13 protein-coding genes and 1 pseudogene are annotated in these 13429 nt (G+C 72.3%); 6 read left to right on the forward strand and 8 right to left on the reverse strand.

The genetic code is table 11. The features are described from left to right. Nucleotides 1-20 precede the first annotated feature (20 nt). From BZZ08_RS05020 to BZZ08_RS05040, 4 genes are all read right to left on the reverse strand, one after another. Nucleotides 21-683 carry a response regulator transcription factor gene (locus tag BZZ08_RS05020; protein ID WP_198601304.1) on the reverse strand — a complete coding sequence of 221 codons (663 nt, stop codon included), beginning with the start codon at nt 681-683 and terminating at the stop codon, nt 21-23. A 57-nt stretch (nt 684-740) separates the two neighbouring features. After that, nucleotides 741-1730, reverse strand: a complete 990-nt coding sequence (locus tag BZZ08_RS05025; protein WP_104630909.1) for a small ribosomal subunit Rsm22 family protein — start codon at nt 1728-1730, stop codon at nt 741-743. 420 nt (nt 1731-2150) lie between these two features. Further along, nucleotides 2151-3308: a serine hydrolase domain-containing protein gene (locus tag BZZ08_RS05035; protein WP_198601295.1), complete on the reverse strand. Its 1158-nt coding sequence runs from the start codon at nt 3306-3308 to the stop codon at nt 2151-2153. Continuing rightward, on the reverse strand, nt 3275-4579 hold the full coding sequence (locus BZZ08_RS05040) for a multidrug effflux MFS transporter (protein WP_104630910.1): 1305 nt from the start codon (nt 4577-4579) through the stop codon (nt 3275-3277). The genes BZZ08_RS05035 and BZZ08_RS05040 overlap by 34 nt, the downstream gene beginning before the upstream one ends. Nucleotides 4580-4726: 147 nt before the next feature. Between BZZ08_RS05040 and BZZ08_RS05045 the strand changes: the two genes are divergently transcribed. After that, nucleotides 4727-5785, forward strand: a complete 1059-nt coding sequence (locus tag BZZ08_RS05045; RefSeq protein ID WP_198601296.1) for a Gfo/Idh/MocA family protein — start codon at nt 4727-4729, stop codon at nt 5783-5785. Here BZZ08_RS05045 and BZZ08_RS05050 read toward each other — a convergent pair. Continuing rightward, complete coding sequence (locus BZZ08_RS05050) at nt 5772-7442, reverse strand: alkaline phosphatase D family protein (RefSeq protein WP_104630912.1); 1671 nt, start codon at nt 7440-7442, stop codon at nt 5772-5774. The genes BZZ08_RS05045 and BZZ08_RS05050 overlap by 14 nt on opposite strands. A gap of 132 nt (nt 7443-7574) precedes the next feature. Here BZZ08_RS05050 and BZZ08_RS05055 point away from each other — a divergent pair, with 132 nt between their 5' ends. Then, nucleotides 7575-8366 (forward strand): SDR family oxidoreductase, encoded by a 792-nt coding sequence (locus tag BZZ08_RS05055; protein ID WP_104630913.1) that lies wholly within the window; start codon nt 7575-7577, stop codon nt 8364-8366. 214 nt (nt 8367-8580) lie between these two features. Here BZZ08_RS05055 and BZZ08_RS05060 read toward each other — a convergent pair whose 3' ends face one another. Beyond that, nucleotides 8581-8907 carry a nuclear transport factor 2 family protein gene (locus BZZ08_RS05060; protein WP_104630914.1) on the reverse strand — a complete coding sequence of 109 codons (327 nt, stop codon included), beginning with the start codon at nt 8905-8907 and terminating at the stop codon, nt 8581-8583. A gap of 152 nt (nt 8908-9059) precedes the next feature. Between BZZ08_RS05060 and BZZ08_RS05065 the strand changes: the two genes are divergently transcribed. Next, the gene (locus tag BZZ08_RS05065) at nt 9060-9602 is read left to right on the forward strand and encodes a DoxX family protein (protein ID WP_104630915.1); all 543 of its coding nucleotides are present in this window, start codon (nt 9060-9062) and stop codon (nt 9600-9602) included. Between the two features lie 30 nt (nt 9603-9632). Further along, entirely contained in the window at nt 9633-9974 is a 342-nt protein-coding gene (locus tag BZZ08_RS05070) for a MazG-like family protein (RefSeq protein ID WP_104630916.1), read from the forward strand. 70 nt (nt 9975-10044) lie between these two features. On the opposite strand, the gene BZZ08_RS05075 is transcribed toward BZZ08_RS05070, so the two are convergent. After that, entirely contained in the window at nt 10045-11049 is a 1005-nt protein-coding gene (locus BZZ08_RS05075; protein WP_104630917.1) for a polysaccharide deacetylase family protein, read from the reverse strand. 34 nt (nt 11050-11083) lie between these two features. Next, nucleotides 11084-12085, reverse strand: coding sequence for a glycoside hydrolase family 11 protein (locus BZZ08_RS05080; RefSeq protein WP_104630918.1), 1002 nt, complete (start codon nt 12083-12085; stop codon nt 11084-11086). 405 nt (nt 12086-12490) lie between these two features. Between BZZ08_RS05080 and BZZ08_RS40060 the strand changes: the two are divergent. Together BZZ08_RS40060 and BZZ08_RS05090 are read left to right on the forward strand one after the other, a co-directional pair. Next, nucleotides 12491-12601, forward strand: a pseudogene (locus tag BZZ08_RS40060) (LLM class flavin-dependent oxidoreductase); the annotation flags it as partial. An 8-nt stretch (nt 12602-12609) separates the two neighbouring features. Further along, nucleotides 12610-13410 (forward strand): 8-oxoguanine DNA glycosylase OGG fold protein, encoded by an 801-nt coding sequence (locus BZZ08_RS05090; RefSeq protein ID WP_104630919.1) that lies wholly within the window; start codon nt 12610-12612, stop codon nt 13408-13410. Nucleotides 13411-13429: the final 19 nt, after the last annotated feature.

Genomic DNA, 13429 nt, shown 5'->3' on the forward strand with positions numbered 1-13429 from the left:
CTCGCCGTCGGTGCGGCCGCTCAGTGGCGTGGTGCCCGCGCGTTCTCCAGATAGTGCAGTACGGCCGCCACCCGCCGGTCGACCTGGTCGGCCGGGGAGAGGTCGAGCTTGGCGAAGATGCTGCGGATGTGCTTGTGGACGGCACCGTCGGTGACCACGAGCCGTCCGGCGATGGCACTGTTGCCCAGGCCCTCGGCCATCAGACCGAGCACCTCCCGCTCGCGCGGGCTGAGACGCTCCAGCCGGGTGTCCTGCCGGGTCCGGGTGAACAGCTGGGCGACGACCTCCGGGTCGATGGCGGTACCGCCCCCCGCGACCCGGCCGAGGGCGTCCATGAACTCCTCGACCCGCCCGACGCGTTCCTTGAGCAGATAGCCGAGGCCGCCCACTCCCCCGGTCAGCAGGTCGGTGGCGAAGGACTGCTCCACGTACGCGGACAGCACCAGGACGGCGAGTCCCGGGCGCCGCCGCCGCGCCTCGACGGCCGCGCGGACCCCCTCGTCGGTGTGTGTGGGCGGCATGCGCACGTCGAGGATGGCCACGTCGGGCTCGTGCTCGTCGATGGCGGCGAGCACCGAGTCGGCGGTGTCCGCGGTGGCGACCACGTCCAGGCCCTCGGCCCGCAGCAGCAGGGCAAGCCCCTCGCGCAGCAGCGGATCGTCCTCGGCGATCACGATCCGCAGGGCGCGGTGCACGTCACGTTCCACGGGGAGGTCCACTTCCAGGTCTCGTCGGGCGGGTCAGTCTTCCCCTGCCGGCCAGGAGTCGCCCCAGGCCGCGTCGCGGGCCGCCTTGTAGAGGTCGCCGTGCCGCTTGGTGACCGTACGGCGCCGCAGTCGCTCGTCGGGCTCGCAGAGGTCGAGCAGTACCTGGCCCTTGCGGATCTGGGGTCGCCGGACCACCCGGGAGGCAGCGGGTTCGGCGGGGAGCCGGGTGGCGGCGACGTAGCTGAACTTCTCGTCCTCGTAGGCGAGGGACCCGCTCTTGACCTGCCGGTGCAGGCTGGACCGGCTGACGCGGGCCGCGAAGTGGCACCAGTCCGTGCCGGGCACGATGGGGCAGGCGGCGCTGTGCGGGCAGGGTGCGGCGACCCGGAACCCGGCGGCGATCAGCCGGTCGCGGGCCTCGATGACACGGGCGTATCCGGCGGGGGTGCCGGCCTCGACGATCACGACCGCCCGCGCGGCAGCGGCGGCGGCGTCGACGAGGGCGGCGCGGTCGGCACCGGTCAGCTCGTTGAGTACGTAGGACACCGTGACGAGGTCGGCGCTCTCGATGGCGAGCGCCGCTCCGATCCGTGCACGCTGCCAGCGGACCTCGTGCAGGGCGGGGAGCGAGGCGGCGATCTCCCGCCCCAGGGCGAGGGCGGGTTCGGCCCAGTCGAGCACGGTCACCGGACGGGTCCCGTCCCAGGTGTCGCTGACGGCCCAGGTCGCGGCGCCGGTCCCCCCGCCCACGTCCACGTGACCGCCGGGCACCCATCCCGGCACGGCCGCGGCGAACGCGTCCAGCGCCGAGCGCACGGCGGCGAAGGTGGCGGGCATGCGGTAGGCGGCGTAGGCGACGACGTCGGCGCGGTCGCGCAGGATGGGGGCGTCGGTCGGGGTGTCCCCGCGGTAGTTGGCGATCAGCCGCTCCACGGCCTGCGCGGCCTGCCGGGGCGGCAACCCGTCGACGAGGTCGGCGAGGGCGGCCCGCAGGGTGTCGGCGGGGGCGGCGGGGTGACTCACCCGGCGATTGTACGAGGCACTCCGTGGGGCGGGGTTCCTCGGCCACCCGGCGCGGGGGTGGGGCGCGCGGCTCGGCGTAGCGGGTGCCGCTGCACCCACCCGTGCCGCCTGGGGGCACCTCCCAGGCCGTTCAGGCATGGGGGGCCCGCAGCTGAGCGGGATGGACGGACAGCCGCGCACGGCGGGGCGGGCCCCTGGAGGGATGGCGAGCCGCAGCCGCGTACGGCGGGAAGGGGTCGTGTCGGGGGGTGTCCGCCCGCAGCGGTTGGCGCGTCAACGCCGCGAGCCCTGTAAGCACCCGATTCCGCGCCGTTCCGAGGACGGACATCCCCCGGCGCGGCCCCGACCCACCCACCGGACCCCAGGCGCTACGCGCACCCCCACCGAACCCGCACCGGCGCCGCAGGCACCCCGCAGCGATCAGACCCGCACCGCCCGTGCCACCCGTGTGCACAGCGCCGCGCGTGGCCGGTTGTCCGGAGCCCGGCGGCGTGGGTGGACCGTGTTGGCGAGGAGGACCGCGAAGGTGTCCGTCGCCCGGTCGAGGACCAGCATCGTCCCCGTGAACCCGGTGTGCCCCGCCGCCCCACGCCCCGCCAGCTCACCCATGAACCACGGCTGGTCCAGGGCGAAGCCCAGCCCCGGCGCGGCCAGCAGCAGCTCCACGAAGTCCGGCCCGAGGATCCGCGCCGGCCCGTGGGAGCCGCCCGCGAGCAGCGTCCGGCAGAAGACCGCGAGGTCCCGCCCCGTCGAGAACAGCCCCGCGTGCCCCGCCACCCCGCCCAGCGCCCAGGCGTTCTCGTCGTGGACGACCCCGCGCAGCATCCCCCGGTCCACCTTGGCCCACGGCCGCCGCTGGTCCTCCGTGGCCGCGGCGTCCGGACACGGTCCGAAGCGCGTCGCCGTCATGCCCAGCGGCCGGGTGATCCCGTCCCGGACCAGGACGTCCAGACCCCGCCCGGTGATCCGCTCCAGCACCTGCTGCAGGAGCAGCATGTTCAGGTCCGAGTAGCAGTACGTGCCCGGCACCCCCACCGGCGGCTCCGCCCGCAGCCGCCGCAGCCGTTCCTCGCCGTCGGCACAGTCGTACAGCGGGAGTTCGGGCCGCAGTCCGGAGGTGTGGGTGAGCAGTTGCCGTACGGTGACGTGGTGCCGGGCCGCGGCCCGGAAGTCCGGCAGGTAGGCGCCGACCTCCGCGTCGATGCCGAGCGTGCCCCGCTCGATCTGCTGCACGGCGGCGACCGCAGTGAACAGCTTCGTCAGCGAGGCGAGGTCGAACGGCGTGTCCACGGTCACCGGCACCCGCGAGGCCGCCGGCAGCTCCACGCCCGTGTCGGTGCGCGGGTCGTAGGAGGCGTAGCGCACGGCCCAGCCCGCCGCCTCCTCGACGGCGAGCACGGGCCCGCGTCCGACGGCCACGACCGCGCCCGCCGCCCAGGGCCGTTCGCCGGTGGTGAGGCCGCGCACCTGGGCGACGGCACGACGGAGCTGCCCGGGGTCGAGTCCGGCCCGCTCCGGGGTGTCGAGGCGCAGTCTCGGAGCGCTCAGCTGTCCTCCCCCTTGGCGGAGGGCCGGCACAGGGTGACGAGGAACCCGAGCGCCACCACCGCCGCCACCAGCTGGACCACGGCCATCGGTACGGCGGTGTCCTCCCCCGCGATCCCGACCAGCGGCGAGGCCACCGCGCCGATGAGGAAGGAGGACGTGCCGAGCAGCGCGGAGGCGGAACCGGCGGACTTCTTGACCCGCATCAGCGCGAGCGCCTGCGTGTTGGGCAGGCTGATGCCCATCGCCGACATCAGTACGAACAGCACGGCGGCGACCGGCCCGAGCCCGACCTCGCCGAAGACGCCCAGGGACATCAGCAGCAGCACGGTCGCGGCGGCGATCACGACGACGAGGCCGAGGCCGAGCACCCGGTCCATCCTGACCCGCCCGACGAGGATCTTGCCGTTGATCTGCCCGACCACCACGAGGCCGATCGAGTTGAGGCCGAACAGCAGGCTGAACGTCTGCGCGGACGCCCCGTAGATCTCCTGCATGACGAACGGCGACGCCGCGACGTAGGCGAACAGCGAGGCGAAGGCGAAGCCGCCGACGAGCATGTACCCGGTGAAGGCCCGGTCGGCGAGCAGGCCGCGCATCGCGCGCAGGGTGTCGCCGACCCCGCCCGCGTGCCGCTCCTCGACGGGCAGCGTCTCCGGCAGCCTGGCCCACACGACGACGCCCAGTACCACCCCGACGACCACGAGGACGACGAACACACCCCGCCAGTCCGTCACGCGCAGGATCTGCCCGCCGATGAGCGGCGCGACGACCGGCGCGACACCCGAGATCAGCATGAGGGTGGAGAAGAAGCGGGCCATGGCCACGCCGTCGTACAGGTCGCGTACGACGGCTCGGGCGATGACGATCCCGGCGGCGCCCGCGAGCCCCTGCACCAGCCGGAAGGCGACGAGGAGTTCCACGTTCGGCGCGACGGCGCACAGCGCGGTGGCGACGACGTAGACGGCGAGACCGGCCAGCAGGGGACGCCTGCGCCCCCACTTGTCGCTCATCGGGCCGACCACGATCTGCCCGAGGGCCATGCCGGCCAGGCAGGCGGTGAGCGTGAGCTGGACGGTCGCGGCCGGTGCGCTCAGGGACCGGGTGACCTCCGGGAGCGCGGGGAGGTACATGTCCATCGCCAGCGGCGGCGTGGCGGTCAGGCTGCCGAGGATGAGGGTGACGAGCAGACCGATGCGCCGGGCGGCGGGCAGCGAAGGGACGGTCGTCGGTGTGTGACGGGTCGTTGGTGTGGTGGTCGTGTCCGGTGACTGGTGCGGTATGGACGGCCCGCGCTCGGGCATGTGATGTGCCCCTCCCTCTTCTACAGATCCGCCACCTATGCTCTCAGCTCGTACGGACTCGAACGAACAAACTCGAACGACGCACGCACGACGAACGAACGACGAACGACGAACGAACCTGAGTGAGGGTGGGGCAGGGTGTCAGCGGTGACCGGACAGAAGGTGCGCTGGGGGATTCTCGCGACCGGCGGGATGGCGGCGCGGTTCACGGCGGATCTGGTCGATCTGCCGGACGCGGAGGTCGTGGCGGTGGCGTCGCGGACCGAGGCGTCGGCGAAGGCGTTCGCCGAGCGGTTCGGGATACCCCGGGCGTACGGCGCGTGGGAGACGCTGGCGCGGGACGAGGACGTCGACGTGGTGTACGTCGCGACCCCGCACTCGGCGCACCGGACCGCGGCCGGCCTGTGCCTGGAGGCGGGCCGGAACGTGCTGTGCGAGAAGCCGTTCACGCTGAACGCGCGGGAGGCGGCGGAACTGGTCGCGCTCGCCCGGGAGAAGAACGTCTTCCTCATGGAAGCGATGTGGATGTACTGCAACCCGCTGGTGCGGCGCCTGAAGGCGCTGGTCGGCGACGGCGCGATCGGCGAGGTCCGCAGCCTCCAGGCGGACTTCGGCCTCGCGGGCCCCTTCCCGCCCGCGCACCGGCTCCGCGATCCCGCGCAGGGCGGCGGCGCGCTGCTGGACCTGGGGGTGTACCCGGTGTCGTTCGCACAGCTGCTGCTCGGTGAGCCCTCGGACGTCGCGGCGCGAGCGGTGCTCTCCGAGGAGGGGGTCGATCTCCAGACGGGCGCACTGCTCTCCTACGAGAGCGGCGCTCTCGCCTCGGTGCACTGCTCCATCACCGGCGGTACGCCCAACTCCGCGTCGATCACCGGCTCCGAGGGCCGCATCGACGTCCCGAACGGCTTTTTCTTCCCGGACCACTTCGTGCTGCACCGCACCGGCCGGGACCCGCAGGAGTTCCGCGCCGACCCGGCCGACGGGCCCCGCGAGAGCCTGCGGCACGAGGCCGAGGAGGTGATGCGGGCCCTGCGCGCCGGGGAGACCGAGTCACCGCTGGTGCCCCTCGACGGCACGCTGGCCGTGATGCGGACGCTCGACGCGATCCGGGACCGCGTCGGCGTCCGCTACCCGGGAGAGCAGGGCGAACAGGGCGAGCAGGGAGGGCTGGGAGACGCGGCGGAGCCGGTCGTCACGCCGGCTTGAGCCCCGGCTCCCCCGCCTCCGTCACGAAGGACCCGGCGGTCGTGAGCGGCGCGCCCTCGCTGCTGACGTGGGACACCGTCTTGAAGTCGGCGCGCGCCGACTCGCGGCCCAGTGACACCGTCGCGTAGCCGCGCAGCCCGTTGAAGAACTTCAGGTGCGGGTTGGCGGTCATGAGGGTGTCCCAGTTGGACGGCTTCGCCGAGCCGTCGCCGCCGCTGGTGATCGAGGTGGTGACGATCTCCGTGCCCAGGGTCCGGGAGTCCGGGTCGTCGAAGTCGCGCTTGATGTCGAAGCCGTAGGAGACGTGCACGTCGCCGGTGAGGACCATGAGGTTCTCGATCCCGGCGGCCTGCGCACCGGCCAGGACCCGCTCGCGGGAGGCCGGGTAGCCGTCCCAGGAGTCCATGGAGACCTTGGACGGCGTGGTGGTCATGTTGTAGCGCTGGGCGAAGGTGACCTGCTGGGGCACCACATTCCACAGGGCGTCGGACCGGTGCCAGCCGTTGATCAGCCAGCGCTCCTGGGCGTCGCCGGTGAGCGTGCGGCCCGGGTCCTCGGACTCGGGCCCGGGGAACTGCCAGCCGTCGCCGTACGCCTGGTTGGAGCGGTACTGCCGGGTGTCGAGCACGTCGAACTGGGCCAGGCGCCCCCAGTGCAGGCGGCGGTAGAGCTTCAGGTCGGGGCCGTCGGGCAGCTGGGGCCGGCGCAGCGGCATGTTCTCCCAGTAGGCGCGGTAGGCGGCGGCCCGGCGGATGAGGAACTCCTCCGGCGGGACACTGTTCTCCGGCGTCTCGTCGGCGTAGTTGTTCTCGGTCTCGTGGTCGTCCCAGGTCACGACGAACGGGTGCGCGGCGTGCGCGGCCCGCAGGTCGGGGTCCGACTTGTAGAGGGCGTACCGCAGGCGGTAGTCCTCCAGCGTCACCGTCTCGTGGTTGAAGTGGGCGGGCAGGGTGCCCGCGGGGTAGGCGCGGGAGCCGCCGGTGGCTTTGACGGCGTACTCGTAGAGGTAGTCGCCGAGGTGGAAGACGACGTCCACGTCCTCCTGGGCCAGGTGCTTGTACGCGGTGTAGTAGCCCTCGTCGTACTTCTGGCAGGAGACGAGGCCGAAGGTGAGGTCGGAGACCCGGCTGTGCTGGGCGGGCGCGGTGCGGGTGCGGCCGGCCGGGCTGACGTACCGGCCGGCGCGGAAGCGGTAGTAGTAGACGTGGCCGGGCGCGAGGTGGTCGACCTCGACGTGCACGGTGTGGTGGAACTCGGGGTGGGCGGTGGCCCGGCCCCTTCTGACGACGCGGCGGAAGCGTTCGTCCAGGGCCACCTCCCAGCTCACCTCGACGCGTTTGGCGGGCAGTCCGCTGTCGGCCTGGTACGGGACCGGGGCCAGGCGCGTCCACAGCAGCACGGAGCCGGGCTGGGGGTCGCCCGAGGCGACGCCGAGCGTGAAGGGGTCGGCGGAGAGCTGCGCGGCGTCCAGCTCGGCGGCGCTCGCGGTGCCGGCGGCCGGCAGGTTCACGGAGAAGGCGAGCGCGGCGGCGGCACCGGTGACGGTCAGGAAGCGGCGGCGGCCCATGCTGCGGGCGGCGGCGCGGAGTTCGGGCGCGTGCGAGGACTGCGACTGGGCCGGGACCGGGGTCGGGGCCTGGTGGTTCGCGGGTGTCATCCGTTCCTCCCCTTGCGGTGGTTGCAAGGGGAATTCGAAGGGCCGGGAACGACCCGAGCTTGGCGCGGACATGGCGATCGCATGTCGGACGGATGAGTTCCGCATGTTCCGCGACCCGTACCCTGCCGACTCATGAACACCGTGAGAACCAGCGACGAGGAAAGCACCGGCGCACCGAAGGTCGCCGTCGTCACGGGTGCCGGATCCGGCATCGGCCGGGCGGTCGCCGTCGAGCTGCTCACCGCCGGCTGGTCGGTGGCCCTGGCCGGCCGCCGCCCCGAGCCGCTGGCGGAGACGGCCGCGACGGCACCGTCGGGCGGCGGCACGGCCCTCACCGTCCGCGCCGACGTGTCGCGCCCCGAGGACGTGGCGGCCCTGTTCGACGCCGTGCGCGACCGGTTCGGGCGGCTGGACCTGCTGTTCAACAACGCCGGTACGTTCGGCCCCGGCGGGGTGCCGGTCGAGGAACTGCCCTACGAGGCCTGGCGGCACGTGGTGGACACCAACCTCAACGGGGCGTTCCTGTGCGCGCAGGCGGCGTACCGGCAGATGAAGGAGCAGGACCCGCAGGGCGGCCGGATCATCAACAACGGCTCGATCTCGGCACACACGCCGCGACCGCACTCGGTGGCGTACACGGCGACCAAGCACGCGCTGACCGGCCTGACCAAGTCGCTGTCGCTGGACGGCCGCCGCTACGGCATCGCGGTCGGCCAGATCGACATCGGCAACGCGGCGACCGACATGACGGCCGGCATGCAGACCGGCGCGCTCCAGGCCAACGGGGAGACGGCACCCGAGCCCGTGATGGACGTCGCCGACGTCGCGCGCACGGTGCGGCACATGGCCGGGCTGCCCCTGGAGGCCAACGTGCAGTTCGCGACGGTCATGGCGACGGCGATGCCGTACGTGGGGCGCGGCTGAGCCGGTTCACACAATCGGAATTTCAACATCCACGGTATTGCGGCCGGTGGAGAACGTATGCTCAAATCTCCTTCACCGGAACTTCACACTTGAGGCGTTGGGCTTCCGCAAGGCCCTTCCGCAACGCTCCACGGACCATACCGAGGGGGGAGGCGGCAGCCGTTCCGTCCACCGGCACTCCGGTGCACGGAACGGCTGCCGCACCATTTCCCGGTTACGCCTGCCCGGTCTCGAAGCGTGCGATCCGGCCGTCCTCGTCCACGGTGAAGTCCCACCGGGTCCGCATCTCGCCCCAGGTGTCGTTGCGGTAGCGGGCGATGAGGGCGCGACCGCCGTTCGTCTCCCGGTCGACCTCCAGGTGACCGTTGGAGGAGAAGATCTCCTGGTCGATCCACTGGTCGAGGTTCCGGTCGTCCCCGTCGTCGGCCATGGTGGCGTCCGGCGCGAGCAGCGCGAGGAAGCCCTCGCGGTCGTGGGCGTTGACGGCGGCGACGAAGGCGCGGACGGCCGGGTCGCTGAGTCGCGTGGTCTGAATCGTCATGGCCGCAGCGTCACACCGGCCCCGCACCCCCGCCACCGGGCCGCCGCCCTCCACCCACCCGCCGCCACCCGAACGGCGCCCGGTGACGGGCCCGGACGCCGCCGACGGGCGACGGTGGACAGATGAGCCGCCACCGTCCGCGAGGAGTCGACGTGAAGTGCTGTGACCGGCGTGATCTGGGGCTGCTGCTGCTCCGCCTGGGGACCGGCGGCGTCCTGGCCGCGCACGGCACACAGAAGCTGCTCGGCTGGTTCGGCGGCACCGGCCTCGGGGAGACCGGCCGGGCCATGGAGGCCATGGGCTACGCACCGGGCCGGGCCAGCGCCACCGCGGCGGGCCTCGCCGAGGCGGGCGGCGGGACACTGCTGGCGCTGGGCCTGGCCACTCCGGCCGCGGGCGCGGCCGCGGCCGGCGCGATGGCGGGCGCCGCGGCGGTGCACGCCCCGAACGGCTTCTTCGCCCAGGCCGGCGGCTACGAGTACGCGGTCTCCCTCGGTCTGACCGCCGCGGGCCTCGCCGTCTCGGGACCCGGCCGCCTCTCCCTCGACCACGCCCTCGGCCACGCGGTCAACCGGAACTGGATGGTCCCGGCCGCCCTCGCGGTGACGGCGGCGGCCACGACGGTGGTCGTGGGCGCGCGGAACAGGCGGCTGCGCAGGGCCGCCGAGGGGCGGCAGGAAGCACTCTTCGACTGACGCCCGCGGGAACGGGGCACGCTGCTCCACATGAGCGACACGACGGACGGCGCGCGGGCCGACGACCTCTGGAACACCGTCGAGAACCTGTGGAAGTGGCTGGAGGCGGACCAGCCCGTCGGCGGCCGGGAGGGCCTGCTGCTGCGCATGCTGAAGCTGTCGGAGGAGGTCGGCGAGGTCGCCGAGGCGGTGATCGGCGCGACCGGCCAGAATCCGAGGAAGGGCGTCACCCACACCTGGGACGACGTGGCGGCGGAGCTGTGCGACGTCGTGATCACGGCGATGGTGGCCCTGCGGACCCTGACACCCGAGGCCCGGGAGGTCTTCGGCCGGCACCTGGCGCGGGTGGCGGGACGCTCGCTGGGTGAGTGAGGGGGCCGGGGCAGCCAGAAGGCCCGCACCCGTGGGAGTCGGTCACGGGTGCGGACCGGTCACCGCCTGGTCAGCCCGCGCTGCACGACACGCTCGGCCAGGTCCAGTTGCCGTTGGCCTGGATGGTGGCACCCCAGTTGTCGCCGCTGCCGTTCGACTTGGCGGTCAGCGTCTGCGCGCTGGGATAACTCGCGTTGACGTTCCAGGTCGTCATGACCTTCGCCGGGGACGGCACGTTCATCGTCACCGTCCAGTCGGCGGCACCGCTCACGGAGACGTTGAGGTTGTACCGGTCGCCCCACCGCTGGCCGGCGGACAGCGTCGCGGTACAGGCACCCCCGCCGCCCCCGCCTCCTCCGCCTCCTCCGCCGCCGCTGCCGTCGGGGGCGACGGCGCGGCCGGTCTGCGGCGAGATCATGCCGGAGCACAGTCCCTTGCCGGCCAGGGTCTGCGCGATGCGAGGAATGGCCGCGAGCGTGTTGGCGGGCCAGTCGTGCATGAGGATGACCTGGCCGTTGCCGAGGCGTGAGACGGCCTGCACGATCGCGTCGGTACTGGCGTTGTTCCAGTCCTGGGAGTCGACGTCCCAGATCACCTCGGTCAGCCCGTACTTGGCCTCGACCGACCGGAGCGTCGCGTTGGTCTCGCCGTACGGCGGCCGGAACAGCCGGGGCGTCCCGCCCCCCGCGCCCGCGATCGCCTGCTGGGTCCGGGAGATCTCCGAGTCCATCTGGGCCTGGCTGAGCTGGGTCATGTGCGGGTGGGTGTAGCTGTGGTTGGCGACCCACATACCGGCGTCGACCTGGGCCCGGACCAGGGACGGGTTCTGGGCGGCGTACTGCCCCTGGTTGAACATGGTGGCCCGCAGCCCGTTCTGCCTGAGCGCGTTGAGCAGGGACTGGGTGGTGCCGGAGGGGCCGTCGTCGAAGGTGAGCCCGACGTAGCCGTTGCAGGCCGCGGCCTGGGCCGGGGCGGCGCCGGCCACGACGGTGCCCGCGGCGGCGAGCGCGGTGACGGCGACGCCGGTGGCCAGGGTGCGCAGGGGGCGCGAGGACGCACGTGGTCTGGTACGCATACGAGTGATTCCTCCTCTCCGCTGGTGGGGTGGGTCAGCCCGCGCTGCAGGACACGCTCGGCCAGGTCCAGTTGCCGTTGGCCTGGATGGTGGCGCCCCAGTTGCTGCCGCTCCCGTTCGACTTCGCGGTCAGCGTCTGCGCGCTGGGATAACTCGCGTTGACGTTCCAGGTCGACAGGACCTTCGCCGGGGACGGCACGTTCATCGTCACCGTCCAGTCGCTGGCACCGCTGACCGAGACGTTGAGGTTGTACCGGTCGCTCCACTTCTGCCCGGCGGACAGCGTCGCGGTGCACGCGCCGCCACCACCGCCCCCGTTGTCGCCGCCACCGCCGCCGGTCCCCCCGACGTTGATGTTGGAGCTGCCGCTGCTCTGGTAGCCCTCGGTGGCCATGATCATGTAGTAGCTGAAGTTGCCGAGCGGCATCCCGGCCCGCGCCCACGCGTCGAAGTGGTTGCCGGTGGTGATGGTGCCGCCGGTCCGCTTCGACTGCCTGACGCTCCAGTACTGGTCGAAGGTGCGGGTGCCCTCGACGGAGGGGGCGTTGTAGCGCGTCGTCTTGTAGATGTCGTACGTACCGCCGTCGGTGGTGACGGTGCCCTTGAACTCACCCGTGGGCCGGTAGGTGCCCCAGTTGTCGACGATGTAGTACTCGACGAGCGGGTTCGACGTCCACCCGTAGAGCGCCAGGTACGCGTTGCCGGACGGGTTGAAGCTGCCCGAGTACTGCACCGTCCTGCGCCCGCCGTTGCTCCAGCCCTTGCCCGCGACGAAGTTGCCGGTGTTGCGCCACGAGGTGCTGTACTGACCGCCGGAGCCCATGTTCATGGAGACGGTGCCCTGGCTGTCGGTCCAGAACGAGTAGTAGTAGCCGTTGTTGGTGCCCTCCTGGTTGGTCGTGACGACCGTGTCGGCCTGGGCGGTGCCCGGCAGCATCAGCGCGGCGAGCGCGGCGAGGGCGACGGCCCACGCGCTCCTGATGAGCAGGGTGACGGGACCTCGTCTGCGACGCCTCGGTGGGACGAGCAGGTTCATGGGGGGTGTTCCTCTCCTGCGGGTTCGGACATCGGCGACAGTGTTGACCTGCACCCATCAAGCGTCAACAGTTTCGGTAGATGTTTCGAAACCTTCGACGCGCGGGGTGGCGGCTCTGGTGTGCCGAATACGCAGATCACCCCGCACTCACCCCAGGACTGCGCCCCGCAAGCGGAACCCCCTCACCAGTCCCACCGGAAAGAGGGATGCCCACCACCGAAAATTTCGACGCACCGCTCCCTGGACGGCCCCGCCCGGACTCACATCCTCGGTTGAGGCAGAGCACCGTTCCCCACAACGGGGGCTGGCGCTCGTGAAGTTCAGCTACGCGATGCTCCCCGACCACCCCCTGGCCGAGCCCCTGGAGCCGATCCGGCTCGCCGACGACCTCGGATTCCACGCCTGCGCACCTTCCTCGACGAGGGCGCCATCACGTACGAGGGCGAGTTCTTCTCCTACGACGGCCTGTTCACCTTCGCCCGGCCCGTCCAGGACCGGCTGCCGCTGAAGCTCGGGCGACGACAGTGACGAGGTACGACCAGCGGCGGGCCGACCAGCTCGATGAGGCGATGCTCGAACCACCGCTGCCGGACAGCGCGGTGAAGGCACTGGGTCGGTGGCTGGCCGACCCGGAGCGCGGTCGGCGGTACGCGGACGGCAGCGGCCCTCACACCATCCTGTACGCGCCGGCCAAGTGGACGGCCGTAACGCCTTGGCCCATCACCTTCGCCGACCGGGCGGTGGACGAGTCGGCCTCGGTGAGCCGAGCCGAGGTCGTAGCCGCAGTCCGGGCCGCGGAGCGGTCCGAGAGCTGGGCGAAGGCATTCGTGGCGACGCAGGTCTGGGGGTACGGCGGTAGCGGCTACGGCCCATACCGCACTCGTCAGGTGCTCGCCCAGCCCAACGCCGAGGCCGTCCTCACGGAAGCGGTGTCCCTGCTCGTCGATGAGGGCGCGGTCGCGGCCTACGAGCTGCTGAATACGCTCCATGGCCTCGGGCCGTCGTTTTTCACCAAGTTCCTCTACTTCGCGGGTCTGGCGCTGCCGGAGGTGAAGGGCCCGCGCCCCCTGATCCTCGACCGAGTGCTGGCCGGTGTCCTGCGCAGGCACGCCTCGAAGGCCGGACGCGCGCATGGCTACGAATGGTCCGGGGCGGTCGCCCGGTGGATCTGGCGCGACGGTGGCTGGAGTCCCCACCGATACGACGTCTACCTTCGGTGGATGCACGCGGCCCATGCTCGACTCACGGCCGCGACGATCGACTGGCCCGCGGCTCCGGACGTGCTCGAGCTGGCTCTGTTCAGCGGCGCCTGGAATCCCGAATAGCCCACCGGAAAGGGTCTCC

The sequence above is a fragment of the Streptomyces sp. MH60 genome, assembly GCF_002939385.1.
In the GTDB taxonomy this organism is placed as follows: Bacteria; Actinomycetota; Actinomycetes; order Streptomycetales; family Streptomycetaceae; genus Streptomyces.

Excerpts from the sequence above, each read along its gene's own strand:
- BZZ08_RS05040 (WP_104630910.1), bottom strand. The coding sequence starts at position 4,579 with ATGCCCGAGCGCGGGCCGTCCATACCGCACCAGTCACCGGACACGACC.
- BZZ08_RS05050 (WP_104630912.1), bottom strand. The coding sequence starts at position 7,442 with ATGACACCCGCGAACCACCAGGCCCCGACCCCGGTCCCGGCCCAGTCG.
- BZZ08_RS05055 (WP_104630913.1), top strand. The coding sequence starts at position 7,575 with ATGAACACCGTGAGAACCAGCGACGAGGAAAGCACCGGCGCACCGAAG.
- BZZ08_RS05060 (WP_104630914.1), bottom strand. The coding sequence starts at position 8,907 with ATGACGATTCAGACCACGCGACTCAGCGACCCGGCCGTCCGCGCCTTC.
- BZZ08_RS05070 (WP_104630916.1), top strand. The coding sequence starts at position 9,633 with ATGAGCGACACGACGGACGGCGCGCGGGCCGACGACCTCTGGAACACC.
- BZZ08_RS05075 (WP_104630917.1), bottom strand. The coding sequence starts at position 11,049 with ATGCGTACCAGACCACGTGCGTCCTCGCGCCCCCTGCGCACCCTGGCC.
- BZZ08_RS05080 (WP_104630918.1), bottom strand. The coding sequence starts at position 12,085 with ATGAACCTGCTCGTCCCACCGAGGCGTCGCAGACGAGGTCCCGTCACC.